Raw genomic sequence first — 18,965 nt, forward strand, 5'->3', positions numbered from 1 at the left:
TCATCCCCTCATGAGGCCCGAGCCTGGAAATCCGCCGTACCGCGGCTCATTGCCGCGCAGTCTGCAGTCGCTCAGTTTCTTGCCGCAGCGGTCGAGTAGCGGGTCGCTGGTCGCGGTGCCGTCCTCAAGCGCGACGGGGCCGCCTGTGTATCCACAGCTTTCCCCGCGATACACCCACGCGCAGACGCCGTTGATGTATTGGCGCAGGGGTAGCTGTACGCCTGGGACGTCTATGGTGGCGGCGAGCTCGAACTCAACGTACTGCGGCGTCTCGTTTGCTTTGCGGTCAACGCGCCATGTCTCGTCGGGGTATTGCTGCGACGAGTCGGCCGATGGGTTCCCGCCGGCAAAGTTGGCCGCGTCAAGGAAACGGGCAAACGTGCGTTTGCGGGTGACCGTGCAACCGATGAGGCCGCCGGCCTCACGTGCCTGGGCGGCCATGAGCCCCTGGTAGTTGGATACCTTGAGCGTGGGTCGCGGCAGCGTGCCGTTGTTGCGGCGCTCAAAGCCGCTACCCTCGACAGGCATGGCGGTGTAGGTGACGCCTTGCCAAATGACGTCGCCGCCAAGCGGGTTACTGGTGCTGCAGAAGTAGAGGATGCCCGCATTGTGGATGGAGAGGTCGAGCACGAATAGCTCAACGCGCGCAGTAGGCGCCAGCGCCTGCGCCTCGGTCTGGATGGTGGTCATTGCTGGTTGGTAAAGACTTGAGTGAATGTGGCCTGCACGGTATAGAGATTGGGCGCCTCTTTCGTGGGCTTCCAGTCGTCGCAGACGTACTTGCGCTGCGGGCCGCCGTCGAGGGAGAAAAGGAACGGGGTGGCGCCCGCCTTCGCGCGGAGGAATGCGTCAACGGACTGCCACGTCGCCGCGTCGAGCCGGAACACCAGCGCGAGTGTGTCGGCCACGTTGTTGAGGCCGCGGGGGGCTCGCTGGCTGTACCCGTCCCCGAACGAGAACACGTTGACCGTGGCCTTTGTCTCACCGCTGCTCGTGTAAGCGGGTTTCCATGCGAATGTGTCGAGTGCCATGGGATACCACCTCACGCTGCAAGAAGGCCGCCGGGGCGCTTCTCGTCGAGAATGATTTGCCGAACCTTGCCGCCGAGCATTTGCCCGAAGCGGGCAAGCTGGCCACCGTTTCCGTCGCCAGAAATGGCGGTGTTTCCCGTGTCTGCGTTGACCGTGACGTACACGTCACCGCCACCGCTGCCACTCCCGCCCACGGCGCGCACGCCGAGGCTACCGTCTGGGCCGCGTTTCAGGGGCATGATGGCCTCGGGGCCGGCCTCGCCCATGATCCCCGCCCCGGCAGCGAACGCGAACGGTGTGGGGCTGCTGACGACCTGGCCGCTGTAGGCAGACAGGGACGGGCTGCTGTAAACGCCGCCGAGGGCGTTAAAACTAAACCCCGTTGTCAGGTCGAACGACCCGACGCCACCGGTACCGCCACCACCGAACAGGCCATTCAGCCACCCCGCCAGAGGGCTGGTGATCTGCGCGCGCACGATGATGCGGGAAATGTCTGCAATCACGCTGTTGGCGAAGCTTTTGAAGTCCATTTTCCCGGTGGTGGTGAAGCTGACCAGCGCATCCTCCATGCCCTTGAACGCGTTGGAGATGGCGTTCTGCACGTTGTTGGCCGCGTTAGTGGCATCGTCCACATAAGTCTGGATGGCCTTCGTGATGCCGAACTGGTAAGTCCGCTGCATTTCCTGCCGGTAGGCGATCATGGCCGTTTCAGCCTCCACCTGCGCCTCGGTCAGCGCGTGCAGATCTGCAATAGCCTGGTCGTCGAGTGGCTTGCCAGACTTCCGCGCCTGCTGTATCTGGTTCTCGGCGTCGGTGCGGCGCTTGAGCACGGCCGTGGCAATTTCCTGCTCCCGAGCGGACAGCCTCATGATTTCGGTCTGTGCCGCGTACTGCTTGTTTTCTTCGGCCAGCTTGTCGCGGGTATCGTCGATGGCTTTCTGGCTCTCGGCGCGTTGCAGGCGAGTGATGCGGTCATAGGCGCCGGACAGGTCTTTGATACCCTCTTTCTGCGCAAGCTGCTCGGCGCGCAGGCGCTTCGCGGCGTACTCGTTCTTGCCAATCTTTTCGATTTCACGATCGAGACTGTCAAGGTACTGCTTGTAAGCCGACTGCTTTCCGGAGTCACCGCCATTCTCGCGACGCCCCTTTGCCCCTTTCGCATCATCGTCAACAGGCGGATGATATTCGCGTCCTCCGCCGCCTGACGCCGCGCGGCGGCGGCGCTCATTGCGGAAGCCGTCGGCGCCATCAAATCCCCATGCCTGGGCCATGGCATTGCGATTGTGCACTGCCTGCGCAGTGATGTTAGTTCCGATCTCACGGAGGCGGGCCATCGCATCAGCCCCGCCTTGCTTCAGCGCATCTGCCGCACCAGCAAGATCGCCACGCAGAACAGAAGATACGGCACCACCCACGCCGGAGAGCGCCTGCCTGATCGCATCAATCGTACCGATAATGGTCTCTGCAGCTATGTAGACAGCAGTTTTGAGACCGTAGAACAGACTGGTGATAGTGGCCATGCTGTAGCGGAATGTAGCCACGATGGACGGCATTCCATCCTTGAACCAGTCGGCTAGATCAATCAGAACGGGCATGATTTGATCGGAAATAGCGCGATTGAGCCCCTCCGACATCATTTGCGATTCCTGATCGAACACCCGCATGGAATCTTGATACTGCGCCACATACTCTGTCGTCTGCGGACCAATCAAAAGGCCATAGGCTTGCAGACGCTCAGTGCTTCGGTCCAGGTCAGCATCGTTGACCTTCAGCGCGTCTGAAACCGCCTCGTAACTGCCCACCCCCATGGCAGCAGCGGCGGCGGCGCGGTCAGCGCCATCTTTATACTGGTCCAGTGCCTGTTTGACGTTCTGCAGAAATTGCGTGGTAGTCAGATACTGGCCATCCATTTTTTGATATGCAACACCCAGGCGGTCTAGTTCCTCCTGGTTGCCACGCATCGCCTGCCCAGCCTGCTTGATAGTGTTGAGGTAATCATCTTTATTGATTCCCTTGCGCGCTAACGCATCTTGTAGGGCTTGAGCTTCCTGCGTGCCAATGGCCAGCGCCTTGGCCATGTCTTCTGCGGCCTTGCTTGTCGCCAGCAGGGAGTCAATGCTGTCGTGCTTGAACGAACTGCCGGTAAAGAGGCCAAAGAAGAAGGATATTGCCGCCGTGACCAGCTTGAACGCTGCCACTACCGCCAGCACCGCTATGACGATCTCACCCAATATGGGAACGAACACAGCCCGAATAACAGCAGCGACCACAATGCCCTTGACCACATCCATAGCGGTGGACGCGGCACTGCGGATCTGCTCTGGAACGGCGTCCCTGATGCCCTGGAAGGCGCTGGACATGGCCTCTTTCATCTTGGCCCCGAAGCCCTGGGCAACCTCTCCGGTCTGGGTCAGCGTTTGCTGAAACGCCTCGATAGCCTGCTGCGCTTCGTCGGTCTTGCCCATAATCTCATCATTGGCTGCAGCCATGCCCAAAGCCATAGCAGCCATGGCCTCTTGTGCCTGCTGGGCGCTTCCTTGCATTTGAGCGCCGAAGGCCTGCGCGGCTTGCTGTGTACCCACCAGCGCCTGTTGCGATTGCTGGCCAAAGCCCATCATCTGCTGCGCGGCTTGCTGCGCATTGGTGGTGATCTGGATCTGGAGATTTGCTGCCGCACCCATGGATTGCCCCAAAAAAAAGGCCACCCCAGCGGGCGGCCTGCTTGCAATGAAACCCCGCCGATCTGGCGGGCTGTGCTGCGCTACTTGCGCCGTTCTTCTATTGCCTTGGCATTGGCATCGAGCGCGCCATCAATGCCGCGCGAAATCTGGCCAATCTTTGCGCCAAAATCAGCAACAGCACCGAGCCCGGTGCGCCGCAAAGAATCATCAACGTGATTCTTTATCGCATCGGCTTGAGGGCCAATTGCTGCCTCGATCTTGTCCCGCGCAGGCTTGAACAGCACACGCAGGAAGATGGCCAACCGCCAGAAGCCGTACAGCAGCGCAGCAAAAAGAATGATCCCAAAAATCGCACGTTCCATGGTGCCCCCTTTCATTGACTCCATGTTACAGCGAAATTCCCATTGCGCGCATGATGGCCTCTGACTGCGCCTCGGGCGAGTCGAGCAGGATAGGATCGGGCGGCGCGACGTCGCGGCGGTGGAGCGCGTTCCATGCGGCGAATTCGCCGGCTTTGAACGGGTCGGGCACCTTCTCGGGATCTCGGTTCACGTTGTAGATAGCCGCGGCGACTTGCCCCGCGCGGAGGTCATCGAAATAGGAGCCAAACGGCTCGACGGTGGCGTACTCGACCCAGGCCAGATACTCGGGCATCGACATGGCGCCGATTTCGGCCAGCGTCTTGCCGAGGGCAAGCGCCAGACGGTGCCGGAATAGGCGGTCAGGGTCGTCAATCAGTTTTTTGCGTCGGCGTCCTTCAGGTAGCCGTTCGCCTTCAGCACTGAGGCCACCAATGCGTCCACTTTGCCGCTGGCGCACCCGCGCAGGGCCGGCAGGTCATCGGCGGTAAAGATGGCGTTGCCGTCGGCATCGCGCACGCAGCGCACGACCAACTGGAGGCCGAATTCAGTTTGGTCGGTGTCCTTGCTGGTCAGGTCAACGGCCTTTGCCACTTGGTCGCGCTCGGCAACGGTCATGGTGCGGATGGCAACTTCGCCATAGCCCTCGATGGTGGCCGTCGTGGTGGTGGTGGCGAGGGCGGCGAGAATTGCTGCTGCGGTCATTTGGCGATTCCTTGAATGATTGCTTGAACGATGGCGCTGGCGGCGGCCTCTTTATTGGCCTCGAATGCCGGGCGCATGAATGGCTCGGCCACCTCCTTGGAGGTGCCGTACTCGGTGAAGATGGCCTTGTGTGCCTGCTGGCCTTGGGCTGAGTCGGCCACCTCGACAATGCCGGTGGCCGCGTTGGTGCCCGCCTCGATGCGGGCCTGTATGTGATCGCGCGTCTCGCCAGTACGGACGGGCACGCGGGCGCGGGCGTCCTCCGCAATGGCGGCCAGCGCGGGCAGCATGGCAGCAGCGAGGGCGGGGCCGGAAAGCGCCCCGACGGCCTGAGCCAACAGCGCGTCCAATTCCCCGGTTCCTTCGCCGCTGCTCATGGTCAGGCGATGGTGTAGGGGCCGGTGATGCGGAGGTCGATGCTGCCCTTGACGACTGCATCCACTCCGCCCTGGCGCGAGAATTTTTTGACCCACGCATTGAAGGTCACGGTCTTGCCGTTCGGCAGGTTGACCTGGTATTGCTTGATTTGCGGCGGCACCGACTGGTAAGCGGCAAGCACGGCCTGCTGGCCGGCGTCGCTCTCGTCGGCTTCCACCTCGAGCACGAACTGGCCGGGATCGGACAGGCCTGCGCGGTTTTCCTTGGCGGTGCTGTCCAGATTGGTCACGTCGATTTCGGATGCGCTGCCGTCCAGGCCGTTGAAGCTCTTGACGTTGGCGATCTTCGTGAACGTGACGGGCGTTGCGGTACCGGATGCGGTGATGGTCTTGCCGGTGGTATCCACGTCCACGGCAAAGGTGTTGGTCGTCTTGTTGGTCACGACGACGGTGAGGCCGTTCAGCGTGGCGGCATCGGTGCCGGTCAGACCGGACAGTGTGACCACGTCTCCGTTGTCGAGGCCGTGGGCGGCGCTGGTGATGATGGTCGGGGAACCGACGGCAATGCCGGTAATGGATTTCGCGGAGCCGGTGCCGGTCGCCACTTTAATCTTGGTTCCCTGCGCGGAGTAGGCGGTCGAGGTCATTGTTCACTCTCCAAAGTAAAAGACCCGCGCAGGGCGGGCCAGGGTTGCGGTCAGCCAACTGACCAGACAGAAAACTCGAGGATGGATCGATATAACCGGGTATCCGGCTCGAATAGGTCGGCGCTGGTGAGTTGCACGCACGCCGGCCATGGTGCCGAGGCCATCGTGGCCGTGATGGCGTTCCCGATTGCAACCGTTTCGGCCACGGTGCGGGCGTACACATCCACCTGCAGGCGCGTGTTCTGCAGGTCGGTGGCGCCGGCCAGCGTGTTGTTGGTGGTGCTCACGATGCGCCGAAAAACGATGTAGGGCAGCACTGGCGGCTGCACGTCGTTCATGGCGTAGTGCGCGCCGCCGGGGGCCAGCGGGTTGAGCACGCCGTAGGCGGTTTGCAGCAGGTCAGCCATTGGTCATCCCCTCGCTCAACAGCAGTTCCAGCGCCTTGTGGGCCATTTCCGTGTCCCTCACCTCGAGGATGTTGAACAGGCGGCCTTGGTACACGATGCGCATGGAGGTGTCGATTCCCGTGCGGTATCGCATCACGACGCGAGTGGTTGCCTCGGCATACACGGCCTGCGCGGTCTCCAGCTCACGCCCTGCGAGCGGCTCGATGGCCGCCCATGTGATGCAAACCGGCGTCCACTGCTGCAGGCGCTGGCCGTAGCTGTCCACCACGTCGGAGTGGGCCTCGACGGTGATTTGTCGTCGCAGGTCGCCGGCTCTCATAGTCTTGGCACCTTGTAAGGGTCGAGAAGGGAGTCCATGAAAGGCAGCGGGTCGATGCGTCCGCGACTCATGACCGCCACTTCCTCGCGGTTCTCAAACATAGTGCCGACGCGCACCAGCATCCAGTGCTTGATGCCTGCCGGCACCGCGTCGGCGCTGGCATAGCCAAACGTGGCCGTAATGTTCACGCTGCCAATCTGCTCGATGGTGGCCGGCCATACCTTCCCGCGCGCGAGGCTGATGCGGGGCACGATTCCAGTGTTGTCCACGATGTAGGTGGCAGGGTCGAGCGTCTGCGTGGCGCCGTTCGCGTCGGTGTAGGTGATGCTGTCCACGGTCTGCAGCGGCGACTTACCCACATGAATGTCGGGGCTTGGCTGCGGGGTGGGCAGCCATGCAGCAACGGCAGCAAACGGGGTCGGCGGTATCACTACGCCGGGGAACCCGTCCATGCCAATGCGCCACTGCTGCTGCATGAGCGCCTGGCCTGTGTACGCCTCGGCATACTCGCGTGCCATCGCAATGAGCATCGTGATGATGCTGTCCTGCGAGGTGTCGTCGGCATCCAGCCGGCGGTGCTGCTTGACCAGATCGGCGGCAAGTGGCTCGGTGGACGGTGCCTTCTGCAGCGACCAGCGCAGTTCGGGGCGGCCATACCGTGCCATGGTCAGGCTCCCGTTGCGTCTGCGTCGGTGGCGGCCGTGTCGCCGGCGGCTGCCAGTTCGGCAGTTGCAGGCGCATCGTCCAGCGTGACGGTGCGCGCACCCTGCCCCTTGGCGTATGCCACGGCGGCGTCGTCCGGGTCAACATATCCGGCTGCGGCCAGATTGTCGATTTGCGATTTCTCGGCCTCGACCACATCGCCGCAGGCAATGCCGAAGTGCGGCATGTGCTGCAGCGCGCGTGCTGTCGCGGTGGGTTTTTTTGTTGCCATGTTCGTGCTCCTGCAGGCCAGCGCCACGGTGGGCGCCGGCCCGCGTCAGGCTCAGGTTGCGCTGTGCTGGTACAAGGCCACAGCGGCGTTGTCCAGCAGGTTGCCGCCGGCGCGTGCCCAGGCCAGGAAGCCAATGGCGCCCTTGGACATGAAGGCGCTGTCGTCGAAGCGGAACAGCGTCACCTCCATGGCATCACGGATCAAGTACTTCTTGTGCTGCCCGAAGCTGATGGACTTGGCCGACGCTGCCGGTGCGGGCATGTCGTTGTTGATGGCGATTTCATAGCCCAGAATGGTGTCGGGCGCGGCGACGTCGCCAGAGCCGTACCCGGGCATGAAAATCGGGCGGCCGTTGTTGTCTTTGATGAGGCGCACCATCTTGCGTGCGGCCTGGCTCATCATGAAGGTGAACCCGCCCTCGGCCAGGTAGGCGAGGTCAACGGCCTCGGTCAGGCCGACCAGGCTGTCGAAGGTCACGGTCAACGTGCTGCCGGTGGTGCCGGTAACGCCGACGCTGGCGGCCGTCACCAGACCGAACGGTTCGCCGGTGCCGCTGCCGCCGGTGAATTTCTGGTTCTGGATGCGGCCGATGCGGTCGCGCAGGCGCTTGTTGACCAGGCCAACCACGTCGATCTGGCTGTCTTGCAGCAGTTCAATCGGGACGGTGATGATCTTGGAGCCGAATTTCACGGTGTTGACCGGGACCGTACCGAATGCGGCGTCGGCGTTGGATGCTGCCGTGTTCTGCGCCACGATTTCACCCACCTCGGCGCGGCCGTCGGTTGTCGGGAACGACATGTCGTTACCCATGGCCGTTGCGATGCGGTCGGCGACGCGGCGCATACCACCGTAGTCTTTCAGGTAGTCAACGAACTCGCGGGCCACGTCGGTCTGCACGGTGTAGCCACCTTGGCTGCCGGTGGTGGTCGCCATGGTGTTGCGGACCATCGTGACTTCCTCGGCGCTCATGTCCTTCATGGACTTGCGGAGGAACAGTTCAACGCCTTGGGCGCGCTCGTTCTTGGCGGCATCGGCGGGCTTGCGGGCCGCGTCGATGAAGTGCTGCTCGGCACGCTGGTCGAGCATTTTCTGGTGAGCGGCAATTTGGCCGGCGATGCGCTCGGACTCGTCCATCAGGCCGTCGAATTTGGCCTGGTCGTCCTTGGACCAGGTGGTGTCGCCTTTTTCGGCCAGCAGTTGATTGGCTTGGCGCGCGATGTCATTCTTATGCTCGCGCAGGGCTTGGATGCTCATGATTTTCCTTTCAGGTAGTGGTGAGCACAAAAAGAAAAGCCACCCGAAGGTGGCCGGTTATCGCTGCGCGAGGCGCTCAGGCGATTTCGAGCAGCCGCAAACGGCGGCGGTTGTTTGCGTGAATGGCCGCATAGTCAGGTTGTCGCGCCGCGGTCGGCTTGCCGCGCTCAGTCAAAGCCTTCGGCGTCTTGTCGTAGGCGGCCAGGTTCCAGTGGGCGCGGGCGTTCACGTCGTCCTCGTCCGGTTCCTCGTCGCCGTCGGGTTCGCTCTCGGCGGCGCCGGCAATGCGATTGACGAAGCCGGCGGCCAGAGCCTCGCTGGCGGTCATCCAGGTCTCGGCGTCCATGAGCGCGGCGATTTCCTCGACGCCCTTGCCGGTGCGGGCCGCGTAGTCTGCCGCGATGGTGCCGTCCATCTTCTCGAGCAGGGCGGCCATGGCGGTCATGTCGGCCTTGTTGCCGAGGGCGATGCTCCACGCGTTATGAATCATGAAGTAGGAGCCGTCAGCCATGACGATCTCGTCGCCGGCCATGGCAATCGTGGTGGCCGCGCTGGCGGCGAGGCCGTCAACATGCACGACGGTGTTGCCGGGGCGTTCCTCGAGCAACGTTTTGATGGCGCGGGCCTCGAATACGTCGCCGCCAGGACTGTTGACGCGAACGTGCAGGGTCGCGGCAGGGTTGATGCCTGCGAGGGCGTCGGCCACCGACTTCGCGGAAATGCCCCAATACGAGTCGATCACGTCGTACAGGTACATCGTGGCCTCGTCGCCGCCTTCGTTGGCCGCGGCCTTGATATTGACCGGGCGCGGCTTCGCGTTGTCACGCAGGAGTTGAACTAGTTTCTTCATCGGGTTACTCCGTTGCTGGTGCGGGTGCGCCTGATTCGGCGGGGGTGAAAATCTCGTCCCATCCCTGGGACGGCGGGAGGTACTGTTTCTGTCGGACCTCGTTGACGGTCATCCATCCGGGGCCGTTGCCTGGGCCGCCGATGGCCGCGCGGTAATACTTCGCCTGGGCCTGCAGGTCGCCTTGCACCATCGCGTCGCGGTCGAATTCCACGAACAGGTTGGAACGTCGGAATAGCTTGCGGTTGAGCTCCTGCTCGATGCGGGTGAGGTGCGGCTTCAGGGTGAACAGTGAGAACGAGCGCGTCATAGACTCGATACCGGACCCCCACGACGTGCTGGCGCTGGTTTCCCCGATGAGGTGCGGCGGGACGCCGAACGCGCGGGCAATGTCCACCACCTGGAACTTGCGGGCCTCGAGCAGCTGCGCGTCCTGCGCGGAGATACTGATTTCCTGGGCCTTGAGCCCCTCGGTGAGCACTAGCGGGGTTTTGTGCGCGTTGTTGACGCCGGAATGCTTCGCGCCGACCTGGCGCTGCAGTTCGTCGATTTGCTCCTGTTTCATCACCTTGTCGGTGGTGATGACGATGGATGGATGCGCGCCGTCGGCGAAAAAGCGGCCCGAGTACTCATCCATCGCCATCGCGTTGCCGGCGGCGTTGCGTGCGCCCCAGGATAGAACGGACATTGAGCGCACGCCGTTGAACCCGTAACCTGGAAAGTGCAGCACGTCGTCCTGGTCGTATCCGATAGCGCGGTAGCCGTCGTTCACCATGTAGATGTTGCGGGCGTCCACCGAGAGGGTGTCGCGCTCTGTGACGACCGACTCCCAGGGTAGCGGTACCAACTCGACGACGGCGCCGGCCGCGTTGCGCTTGATGAGGGCAAACGAGTCGCCGCGCAGGAGGACGTATTGCAGGGTTCGGTGCCAGTGCGTCGCGGAGGTCCAGGCGTCGCAGGCTTGCTCGTTGAGCAGATACCAAAGCGGGTGACCGTGTACCTGGCGGCGAACAGCGCCCTCGCGGCGGTAGATTTCGCATGGCAAGCTGCTGATGCCGCCGGCGATGCGGTCAACGCAGGCGTAAACGGCAGAGACACGCTGCGCGGTTTCCGGGGTGACGTACACGCCGGCTGCGGCGGGCATGGGGCCGAGCATTTCCAGGACGCGCGGGTCGCTGGAACGAAAAAACGCGGCGCCATTCCCTTCGTTGCGGAAAACGAAACGCGCCGCGACCTTGATGCGTTCGGAGAGCTTCATAGTGCAACAAATCCTTGACTGACAACCCGGTTATTGGCTGGATTGAGTGACAACAGGGTGATCGCGTTGAAAACAGCCATCAGCGGGTCGATCTTGGCGGATCCTGCCGCCTGTTTAGTGATCATGATGGCGTTGCCCCTCGGCTCTACTTTTGCATTCCCCACACACCAGGCCATCATCGGCTGCCCTGCATGCAGCAGCGTGCGCTCGGCAAGCTTGCGCTCGCTGGTCTTGATCGCACCAGTGAGCTTCCAGCCTTGGCTGATGCCGATCAGGGCCTCTTCCGGCACGCCGGCCTCGACAATCGCTTGCACGATGGCGCCGATCCCCGCCTGATCACATCCGATCCGATCAAGCAGGCCGCTTTGGTACACGCGCAGGCACAAATCGGCCACATCCTGGACGTCTTCTCCGATCTGCTGCACCAGCGCGAGATCGCCGTCTTTTGCAAAGTCCAGTAACCGCGGGGCCACCTCTTTCCGGCGCTCCAGCACACTCGGGTGTGCCCAGGCTTTCGTCCAGAGCAGCCATTCGCCTGACCCTGCGTCCCTGCCAGCAACCGCGAATCCCAAAAGATCGTCGAGGCCGCCGCCGTCGATGCCTATGTCAACCACCTCGCAACGCTCCAGCAGACTGTCTAGCGTCAGCTGCGTCCCGCAGCGCTCCCAGAAGTCGGCGCCAGCCCAGCGGTCTGACCTCAAATTCAGGCCGATCTCAACATTGAGATGTTTAGCCAAGAAGCGTTGGAAAGCACCATCTTGCTGCGCCCTGACCTTCTGCAGCTGATCTGCCAGCCACTCAGCACTTACTGATCGGCCAAGATTTGGATTGGTGACGTGAAAATTCGCCGGATCCAAATATGCCTTGGAGTCGATCATCTCCTGAGAGTACTCGTACAACACACCGAGTGACTTTGGATCGAATATCTTTCCATCGCGGACGTCGCGGTAGTAATCCAGCTTGGCTTTGAACACCCCGGCGGGTGGTTCATCGCTCTGTGTAGTCAAGAAAATCACCCAGCCTTCGTTGCGGGACACTTGCCCTCCGGTCGCCTCCATGAACATTGCATCGGCGTTTGCCTTCTTGCCAAAGACCCAGTGTTCGTCTACCAGCACCTTGCCGGCCTTCTTCCCAGATACCGCCTCCGTGTCTGCAGACACCACTTTCAGCGAAGCGCGGGTGACGCGGTGCGTAATCGTCCGGTAATGGTCCTGGATGAGAAAAAGTGCCGACAGCTCAGGATCTGCTCGAACCATCCCCGCAGCAGGCTTGAAGCTGTTGTCCGCCACCTCTTTCGTCGGCGCCAGAATCAGGTGTTCCTCATCCTCGCGCCAACACATGATCACCGCCGTCAGCATGATGCCCGCAGCGATTGTCGACTTGGTGTTCTTTTTGCTGATCAGCAGATAGAACTCGCGGATCAGCTGATTCCCAGATTCCGAGTCGTAAGCACCGAAAATGGCGGAAACGAAGTCGAACACCCACTGGCCACAGCATTCGCCAAATGTCGGCCGACCAGGTAAGTCCACCACACGCAGCCGCTTGAAGATGGCCAGCGCTCGTTCGGCCTCTTCACGAAAGATGGATGGCGGGATGATGCTGTCACCGCGCTGCAGGCGTTCAGCCCAGTCGGGGCACGCGGTAGACCATGATCGGCTCATTGGACTCGACTACCAGGAGGGGCAGACGGCGCGAAGAACCCTGAGAACGCCAGCTGGGCAGATTCCTGCTCACTGGCCTTCTTCCCGCCCTCGCCCTTCCGCGCATGATCGAATGGCAGCATCGCTTTTGCCGCGTTCACTCGCACCTTGATGTCGACCTTCTGGTCATTCATGACGGCGGCGAGGAATTCCTTGGGGTCGTCATATTGCTCAGCCATCTCGATCAGAGATGGCTGCTCTGGCTTGCGACCGGCGCCCGGACGGGCACCGCCGCTTCGTCCTTTCACACCAGCCATTTGATTGCCTCATTTGATTAATTTGCCTCGAGGAAATTTTCCCCGCGTGAGGGACAGTGCGGTTTCCAGAAAAAATAGGCGAAAAACTTTTCTACCCCCCCTGCCCGGCTCGCACACGCTGCTCCCCCGCGGTCTTCTCCGCGTGGCATTCGTGGCAAAGGGTCTGGAGGTTGGCGTCGTCGTCGGTACCGCCCTGCTCAAGTGGAATCACGTGGTCCACTTCATTGCGAAGGCTGACAAAGCCGCACCGCTTGCACTGCGCCGCGTCTCGGAGAAGGATGCGCTGGCGCTTGTCCATCCAGTACCGGCCTCGCTGGCGCCCGGTAGTGCCAGCCTTCTCTGCCAACAACCGCAGCCTCGATGATGGAGTAGTAGACAACGTCGGCTTCAGCGTCTTCATATAGCCCACAAAAGCAAAGCCCCACAAGTGCGAGCACTGCAGGGCTTGATTAACTGAGTGTCTGGCGTCACGCACCAATCCACCGATAGCCGAAATGTACCAGAAGTCTCTATGACGTAAAACCCCTACGCGTCCGGCTCGCAGCCGCATCTGCTTGCGCTGCAGCTTTGTCGCGCACTGTTTTTTCGGCCTGCAACCACGCATCAATCCACCGGTCCGACTGCTCGAGCTGGGCATGCACAGTACTGACAGCCCTGTGCATCCGGCGCGCAGTCTCGATCACGCCCAGGTCCTGCAAATAAATGCAGTCCAGCGTGACGTACAGATGCCCTTTGCCGATCTTAAGAGCCTGCACCGCCCTATCGGTCTGCTCAGCGTCTTCATCAAAATGCGGGATCTGAGATTCATAGTCCCCTAGCCCCACAACGCGCTCCATACACACAGCCAAGATGTTGCGTGTGGCGTACCCGTGTGCCCCGCCGTTCATCCTGCTGCGCCACAGCGCCCAGTTGTCCAGCCGACGCTTGATGTGCTCGATCCGCGCCATTATCGCGCCCCTCCGCCGCACACATCTGCACTCTGCATCCAACCTGCTGCCCCGGAAAGTGTCCAAGTGTCCATACTGTCCAATCCATTACATAGAGTTCGCGGGAGATGCCCGCAAGTCCGCGCGCGCGTGCGCCCATGCATGCCCGCCTGCCCACGCCCGCAATCCCACGGCTATGGACATATGTTCGCGTCCGGCCAGGCCATGCAGCGGCTGCAACTCCGGAAATGGGGGAATTGCCATGGCTGGTGATGTCCATGCAAAACGCTGGACACCTTGGACACTTGGACACTTAGCTCACTGGAGACGGCAGCCCCATCCCCGCTACCGCACCACAGGCAGGGCGCACTATCGCCCAGGCCACTGCACGGACGCGCATCACGCCTCCCTCCGTGCAGGTGGTGCGGCGCGTTTCAGGCGCCACGGTGGTTGATGAAATGGAAGGACGCATCATAAATCCGCTTCCTCCATGTTCTGCAGGAAGCGCGCGGCTGCGCTGAGCTCCGCGGCTTGAGGCTGCTCCGGAGGCGCATTCAATGGCTGCTCTGCGCTGCCCGGCTGCGCTGGCACGTCATCGTCCTTAGGCGGCCAGACGCGCGGCCGGGTAAAGCCCCACGCTCGCGCACCGCCGTGTTGCTTTTTCTCGCGCACCCAGCCGTATTGCTTGAGCCAATCGCGGATCTGTTTCTCAAGCCCGGGCGTGCTCTTGGCCACATCAGCACCCAGCGACATCACGAGCTGCGCCATCGTCACAAACGTGGCATGCACGTGCACGTTGCTCATGTCGGCGGGGCCGCCCCGCTCGCGCGTCAGCAGGCGCAACAGATCACTCTCTACTGCGGTTTCAATCAGGCGAGATTCCTGCATCGGGTGGAATAGACGCTTTTCTTGCTCCGGCGTGGGCGAGTAAGCCTCGCCCTGCAGGTACAGCGCGAACGCCTCGGCAAACAGCTGCGTCCGCCAGCGCGCTACCCACTCGGTATTGATCTGGTGGCGCACCGGTATTGGCCAAAAGCGGCGGTTGCCGGTGCGGTCGCGCAGGTAGGTATCCTCGTTGGTGGTGCCCACCATCACGCACTGGCGTGGGAAGGACTCGACCGTGCTGCCATACGCCACACGGTACCGGTCAATTTTCGAGCTGATGAAAGCCTTGATTGCATTCACATCAGCTTTGCTGAGAGCGCTTAATTCGGCGATCTCGTAGACCCATATCCCCTGCACCTGCTCCTGGGCCTCCTTTCCGCGGCCTACATCGAACGGCGTGTCACTGAAGTAGTCCGTGCTGGCCAGCACCTCCACCAATGTGGATTTGCGCAGCCCGCCCTCTCCCTCGAGCACAGGACAATAGTCGAACTTGCAACCGGGCTCCATCACGCGCCACACCATGCCCTGCAGCCAGTAGCGGCCCACCAGGCACAGGTATTCGTACACGGCCGGAGGCAGGCTCTCTGGCGTCTCTCCCAAGGCATACACGAGCCACTTGGACAGCCGTGGTTTTCCGTCCCACTGCAGGCCAACGATCCATTCTCGGATCGGGTGGAAGCGCTCGGCATAAGCTACTGTCTGGATTGCTTCTTCCAGCGAGGCCTTGCTGACGCTGGGCAAGCCATAGGTATCCGTCAGGTACTTGCCGAGCAGCAGCGCATCAGCGTTGCGCACTTCGCCCGGTTTGGCATGCGGCCACGGCCAGGCACGCCGGCACTTTACCGTGTTGGACAGCTCACAGAAGGCCGCAACGCCCTGCAGGCTCACGTCCTTTTCCAGCGCGGCGATTACGGCCTTCCGCGAGATATTCCAGCGGCCCTTGTCATCATCCCAGTACCACGACAGCCAACGCGGAACGCGGCGCTTGCCACACTTCACGAGCTCGTAATCATCGCCGCTGGCAGAGTCTACTTCCTCAGTGCCAACGGAGCCATGGGGTTCTGGCGCTGGCACCGGGCCGTCAGCATCGGCAGGCAGGTCCACAGGCAGCGGCTGCGCCCGGCCGAAAAAGGCAAGCACATCCACGCCGGTCCATCCATCGGTCTGGATCGCATCCTTGCAGTCCCAGCCGCTCACTACGGCGCCAGGCGCCGGAATAGGCAGGATGCTGACCGTACAGCCGTGCACATCGCGCAGCAGCGCCAGAATGCCGCGCATAGCCTTGATGCCGGGCTGCTTGCCTTCCGGCAGGATTGGCTTCGTCAGCGTCAGAGCCTCTTTCGCTGCGGCATCGTCCTTGACGCTCTCGCGCTCCGCTCGGGTCAGCGGCTCGCGCTGCGCATCGCAATCCGGCCACGCCAGCACTGTGCAGCAGGACAGCCAGCTCCAATCGGCCTTTTGCCACGCTTTGCTGCCGCCGGGCCAGCTGGCCACGCAGTACACACCGGGTGCGGCACTTTCCAGCAGGCCCTGCAGCACATCGCCCTTGACCTCGCCCTCCACCAGCACCACGGTGCGCTGGCCCGGGAGTGCGCCGGACGGCAGGTACAGCGGCCGAGGCTCATCCCATTGACGCCAGTGCCACTTCTGGCCACCGCCACGATCGGACTGGCAGTAGGTATAGGGCAGCGTGTCTTTGCCACCGTCGGACGTGCGGAAGCGCACCACGTAGCCAAACACAGCGTCGTCCAGCCGATAAGCGCCGATGTGCTGAATGTCTTCCGGCTGCCGGTACTGATGCCGGTACGTCGGCTTCGGCGCTCCGGGCGGCACTGGCGTGAGCGTGTGCCAGCCCTCACGCTGCTCGGGCACAGGCTTTGGGGGCGGCGCCGGCCGCGGATTCGGTGCCGGTGCGGGCCCGGCGCCGGCGGCGCGCTTGACCACGCCGGCCACATCCTCAAAGCCCAGCTCGCGCGCAATCTGCACCGCAGCGCGCGTCATGCTCAGGCCCTGGATAGCGGCATACAGGCTGAGCAGGTCCGCACCTTTCTCGTCGCTGGAAAAGTCCGCCCACTTGCCCGTGTGCAGGTTCACGCTGCAACTGCTGCCTGCTTCGCCAGCCAAACTGCCACATACCCACTCATGGCCCTGCCGGCGTCCGCCAGAAAGCCATGCCGGTACCAGCGTATCCGCGCTGGCCAGCAGCGCATCCGCGAGCGCTTTGAAATTGATCGGGGGGAGTTCCTGTCGACCCGTCATGCACACCCCCGGCGAATGGCGAGCACAATCCCTGCCGGCATGCGTGCGCCAGCCCTACAATCCTTAGCCATGCATCACCCCCAGGCCCGCAGCGCTGCGGCCAGCTCGTGGATCGCATGGTCGTTCGCAGCCGGCATCCACGTGGCCACCGGCTTGTTGCGGTAGCTCACTACGCGATCTGGGCCGCGCACAATGGCACCGGCACGACGCAAGTTGTCTACGGTGCGGCGTGCCGCATCCACACCCACAGCCGCACGTTCTGCCAGCTCGCGCATGGTGCTGCGCGGTGCAGTAGCGGCTGCCTCGAGCAGCGCCACTCGAATATCGCCGGCGGGCCTCATGCAACCACCCTGATGCCGCCCTTGGCCTTGATGTGTTCCAGCGCCCGCATGGCACGCTCCATGGTGCCGGCAGCCCCATTGATGACCTCCACCAGCTTCACGGCCTCGTCCTCTGGCGCTTTCCGATCCGGGCGGGCATGCAGCGTGTCATCGCACGCGTAATACAGCGGGTCGTAGCACTCGCAGAACCCCATCAGCCGGATGACCTGCCCGAACGTCAGACGCTCATCACCGTCCGGGCTGCAGCACCGCTTCAGCTTGGCATAGGCACTCTCGGGCTTCATGTCCGGGAACATGTGCGCCGCCACGATCTTGAAGGGCTTTCCGCTGTCGCTGATCGCTTGCTGGATGGCGTCGAACTCGTCGTCGTAAAAGAGCTTCATACAGGCCTCGCTAATTTTTAGGGGTGGTTAGGGTTCAGCGAAAAGAGCAAAAAAAAGAGACTGGCGGCATGGTCAACATCAAACCCAATCTCTCGCGGGGCGTCAGCCCCATCCCCATGCGCTTGCCGTCACGCATGACCGGCCTCACGAGGGGTGACTGGCGCCGGAAGATCAGGCCAGATAAGCCAGTAGTCGTCCGGACGCAGATCAGCGCGAGTGACGCTTTCCTTGCTCACGCGTTCAATCGTCGTGCACAAGAGCGCGCCGAGCACCTGCCCGACAGAGCAGGCTTTGCGAAGGTAGCCTTCCGACGTTCCACACGCCTTCAGGAAGCGGTCACGCTCATCGCCCTTCAGGGCATTTAGATATGAAAGCAGCTTTTCCATACCAAGACTATACCACCAGGTAATCTTCGTCCACTACCTTCTGGAGATTTCCAGAAGGTAATTTCTCTGTACCAATAGAGCCATGACAGATAAGCACCAAGCCCGAAGAGAAGCCTTAAAACGTCTGATAGACGATCAGTACGGGGGCAAGAAAGCTGATTTCGCGCGCAAGTCGGGTATTGATGCGACCTACGTGCAGCGCCTACTAGCTGATCCAACCAAGGCCCAATCGCGGAACATTGGTGAAGAAATAGTGGACAAGATCACAGCACTACATCCCACATGGTTGACTGGAAACGGCGAACCGGTCATGGCCATTGATCTGGGCGAATCCACTCCCGAGCACTTGGTGCTGATCCCGGAATCCACAGCACGCCTATCAGCCGGCAACGGCAGCATCAACTACGACACTGGGGAATCGGATACAGCCAAAGCGTATGATCGCCAGTGGCTGAGCCAGGCCCGGCTGAACCCCCGCTACCTGCGCCGCTTCAAGGTACGCGGAGACAGCATGGAAAACACCCTGTACAGCGGAGACACAGTGCTGGTCAACGAGCTGGAAACCCAGATCATCGACGGCAAGGTGTATGCCCTGCTGGTGGGCGACGATTTCCGCGTGAAACGCCTGTACACCATGGTGGACGGCAGCCTGATTCTGCATAGCGACAATGCGCATTGGGTGCCGCGACAGGAAACCCTGACACCACAGCAGGTGCAAGACTATGTACGCATCATCGGCAGGGTGCGCGACAAGTCGGGGCCAGGCGGGCTATGACGATCGTTGGTGGGGCCCACCATCACGCACTGGCGCGGGTGCGCGACAAGTCGGGGCCAGGCGGGCTATGACGATCGTTGGTGGGGCCCACCATCACGCACTGGCGCGGGTGCGCGACAAGTCGGGGCCAGGCGGGCTATGACGATCGTTGGTGGGGCCCACCATCACGCACTGGCGCGGGTGCGCGACAAGTCGGGGCCAGGCGGGCTATGACGATCGTTGGTGGGGCCCACC

The 18,965-nt window shown here is 62.2% G+C and carries 24 protein-coding genes; 1 reads left to right on the plus strand and 23 read right to left on the minus strand.

What is annotated here, in order from left to right:
* From ACE3P9_RS02400 to ACE3P9_RS02510, 23 genes are all read right to left on the minus strand, one after another.
* Positions 1-690 (minus strand): phage minor tail protein L, encoded by a 690-nt coding sequence (locus tag ACE3P9_RS02400; protein WP_374491578.1) that lies wholly within the window; start codon positions 688-690, stop codon positions 1-3.
* A complete protein-coding gene (locus tag ACE3P9_RS02405; protein WP_374491580.1) occupies positions 687-1,031 on the minus strand; it encodes a phage tail protein in 345 nt (114 codons plus the stop codon). Before ACE3P9_RS02405 ends, ACE3P9_RS02400 begins: the two co-directional genes overlap by 4 nt.
* An 11-nt stretch (positions 1,032-1,042) precedes the next feature.
* Entirely contained in the window at positions 1,043-3,712 is a 2,670-nt protein-coding gene (locus ACE3P9_RS02410; RefSeq protein ID WP_374491582.1) for a phage tail tape measure protein, read from the minus strand.
* Between the two features lie 80 nt (positions 3,713-3,792).
* A complete protein-coding gene (locus ACE3P9_RS02415) occupies positions 3,793-4,074 on the minus strand; it encodes a hypothetical protein (RefSeq protein WP_374491584.1) in 282 nt (93 codons plus the stop codon).
* Positions 4,075-4,099: 25 nt separating this feature from the next.
* Positions 4,100-4,372, minus strand: coding sequence for a hypothetical protein (locus ACE3P9_RS02420; RefSeq protein ID WP_374491586.1), 273 nt, complete (start codon positions 4,370-4,372; stop codon positions 4,100-4,102).
* A 74-nt stretch (positions 4,373-4,446) separates the two neighbouring features.
* A complete protein-coding gene (locus ACE3P9_RS02425) occupies positions 4,447-4,776 on the minus strand; it encodes a hypothetical protein (RefSeq protein ID WP_374491588.1) in 330 nt (109 codons plus the stop codon).
* Positions 4,773-5,153 carry an HK97-gp10 family putative phage morphogenesis protein gene (locus ACE3P9_RS02430; RefSeq protein WP_374491590.1) on the minus strand — a complete coding sequence of 127 codons (381 nt, stop codon included), beginning with the start codon at positions 5,151-5,153 and terminating at the stop codon, positions 4,773-4,775. Before ACE3P9_RS02430 ends, ACE3P9_RS02425 begins: the two co-directional genes overlap by 4 nt.
* A gap of 2 nt (positions 5,154-5,155) precedes the next feature.
* On the minus strand, positions 5,156-5,800 hold the full coding sequence (locus ACE3P9_RS02435; RefSeq protein ID WP_374491592.1) for a phage tail tube protein: 645 nt from the start codon (positions 5,798-5,800) through the stop codon (positions 5,156-5,158).
* Between the two features lie 50 nt (positions 5,801-5,850).
* Positions 5,851-6,207 carry a DUF3168 domain-containing protein gene (locus ACE3P9_RS02440; protein ID WP_374491594.1) on the minus strand — a complete coding sequence of 119 codons (357 nt, stop codon included), beginning with the start codon at positions 6,205-6,207 and terminating at the stop codon, positions 5,851-5,853.
* Positions 6,200-6,526 (minus strand): phage head closure protein, encoded by a 327-nt coding sequence (locus ACE3P9_RS02445; RefSeq protein WP_374491596.1) that lies wholly within the window; start codon positions 6,524-6,526, stop codon positions 6,200-6,202. The genes ACE3P9_RS02440 and ACE3P9_RS02445 overlap by 8 nt, the downstream gene beginning before the upstream one ends.
* Positions 6,523-7,191 (minus strand): phage head-tail connector protein, encoded by a 669-nt coding sequence (locus tag ACE3P9_RS02450; protein WP_374491598.1) that lies wholly within the window; start codon positions 7,189-7,191, stop codon positions 6,523-6,525. The genes ACE3P9_RS02445 and ACE3P9_RS02450 overlap by 4 nt, the downstream gene beginning before the upstream one ends.
* 2 nt (positions 7,192-7,193) lie before the next feature.
* Entirely contained in the window at positions 7,194-7,460 is a 267-nt protein-coding gene (locus ACE3P9_RS02455; protein WP_374491600.1) for a hypothetical protein, read from the minus strand.
* Between the two features lie 51 nt (positions 7,461-7,511).
* Positions 7,512-8,714, minus strand: coding sequence for a phage major capsid protein (locus ACE3P9_RS02460; RefSeq protein WP_374491602.1), 1,203 nt, complete (start codon positions 8,712-8,714; stop codon positions 7,512-7,514).
* Between the two features lie 76 nt (positions 8,715-8,790).
* Entirely contained in the window at positions 8,791-9,564 is a 774-nt protein-coding gene (locus ACE3P9_RS02465; protein WP_374491604.1) for a head maturation protease, ClpP-related, read from the minus strand.
* Positions 9,565-9,568: 4 nt separating this feature from the next.
* Positions 9,569-10,819: a phage portal protein gene (locus tag ACE3P9_RS02470; protein WP_374491606.1), complete on the minus strand. Its 1,251-nt coding sequence runs from the start codon at positions 10,817-10,819 to the stop codon at positions 9,569-9,571.
* On the minus strand, positions 10,816-12,480 hold the full coding sequence (locus tag ACE3P9_RS02475) for a terminase large subunit (protein WP_374491608.1): 1,665 nt from the start codon (positions 12,478-12,480) through the stop codon (positions 10,816-10,818). Before ACE3P9_RS02475 ends, ACE3P9_RS02470 begins: the two co-directional genes overlap by 4 nt.
* Positions 12,477-12,776 (minus strand): hypothetical protein, encoded by a 300-nt coding sequence (locus ACE3P9_RS02480; RefSeq protein WP_374491610.1) that lies wholly within the window; start codon positions 12,774-12,776, stop codon positions 12,477-12,479. Before ACE3P9_RS02480 ends, ACE3P9_RS02475 begins: the two co-directional genes overlap by 4 nt.
* A gap of 91 nt (positions 12,777-12,867) precedes the next feature.
* The gene (locus ACE3P9_RS02485; RefSeq protein WP_374491660.1) at positions 12,868-13,380 is read right to left on the minus strand and encodes an HNH endonuclease; all 513 of its coding nucleotides are present in this window, start codon (positions 13,378-13,380) and stop codon (positions 12,868-12,870) included.
* Complete coding sequence (locus ACE3P9_RS02490; RefSeq protein WP_374491612.1) at positions 13,286-13,723, minus strand: hypothetical protein; 438 nt, start codon at positions 13,721-13,723, stop codon at positions 13,286-13,288. Before ACE3P9_RS02490 ends, ACE3P9_RS02485 begins: the two co-directional genes overlap by 95 nt.
* 450 nt (positions 13,724-14,173) lie before the next feature.
* Positions 14,174-16,846, minus strand: a complete 2,673-nt coding sequence (locus tag ACE3P9_RS02495; protein WP_374491615.1) for a VapE domain-containing protein — start codon at positions 16,844-16,846, stop codon at positions 14,174-14,176.
* Between the two features lie 74 nt (positions 16,847-16,920).
* Positions 16,921-17,187, minus strand: coding sequence for a hypothetical protein (locus tag ACE3P9_RS02500; protein WP_374491617.1), 267 nt, complete (start codon positions 17,185-17,187; stop codon positions 16,921-16,923).
* Complete coding sequence (locus ACE3P9_RS02505) at positions 17,184-17,570, minus strand: hypothetical protein (protein ID WP_374491618.1); 387 nt, start codon at positions 17,568-17,570, stop codon at positions 17,184-17,186. The genes ACE3P9_RS02500 and ACE3P9_RS02505 overlap by 4 nt, the downstream gene beginning before the upstream one ends.
* A gap of 128 nt (positions 17,571-17,698) precedes the next feature.
* Positions 17,699-17,956 (minus strand): transcriptional regulator, encoded by a 258-nt coding sequence (locus tag ACE3P9_RS02510; RefSeq protein ID WP_374491620.1) that lies wholly within the window; start codon positions 17,954-17,956, stop codon positions 17,699-17,701.
* Between the two features lie 82 nt (positions 17,957-18,038).
* On the opposite strand from ACE3P9_RS02510, the gene ACE3P9_RS02515 reads away from it, so the two are divergent.
* Entirely contained in the window at positions 18,039-18,731 is a 693-nt protein-coding gene (locus ACE3P9_RS02515; RefSeq protein ID WP_374491621.1) for a helix-turn-helix transcriptional regulator, read from the plus strand.
* The last annotated feature ends 234 nt before the right edge of the window (positions 18,732-18,965 follow it).

The organism is Allobrachymonas sp. (genome assembly GCF_041912815.1).
Taxonomy (GTDB): domain Bacteria; phylum Pseudomonadota; class Gammaproteobacteria; order Burkholderiales; family Burkholderiaceae_C; genus Brachymonas.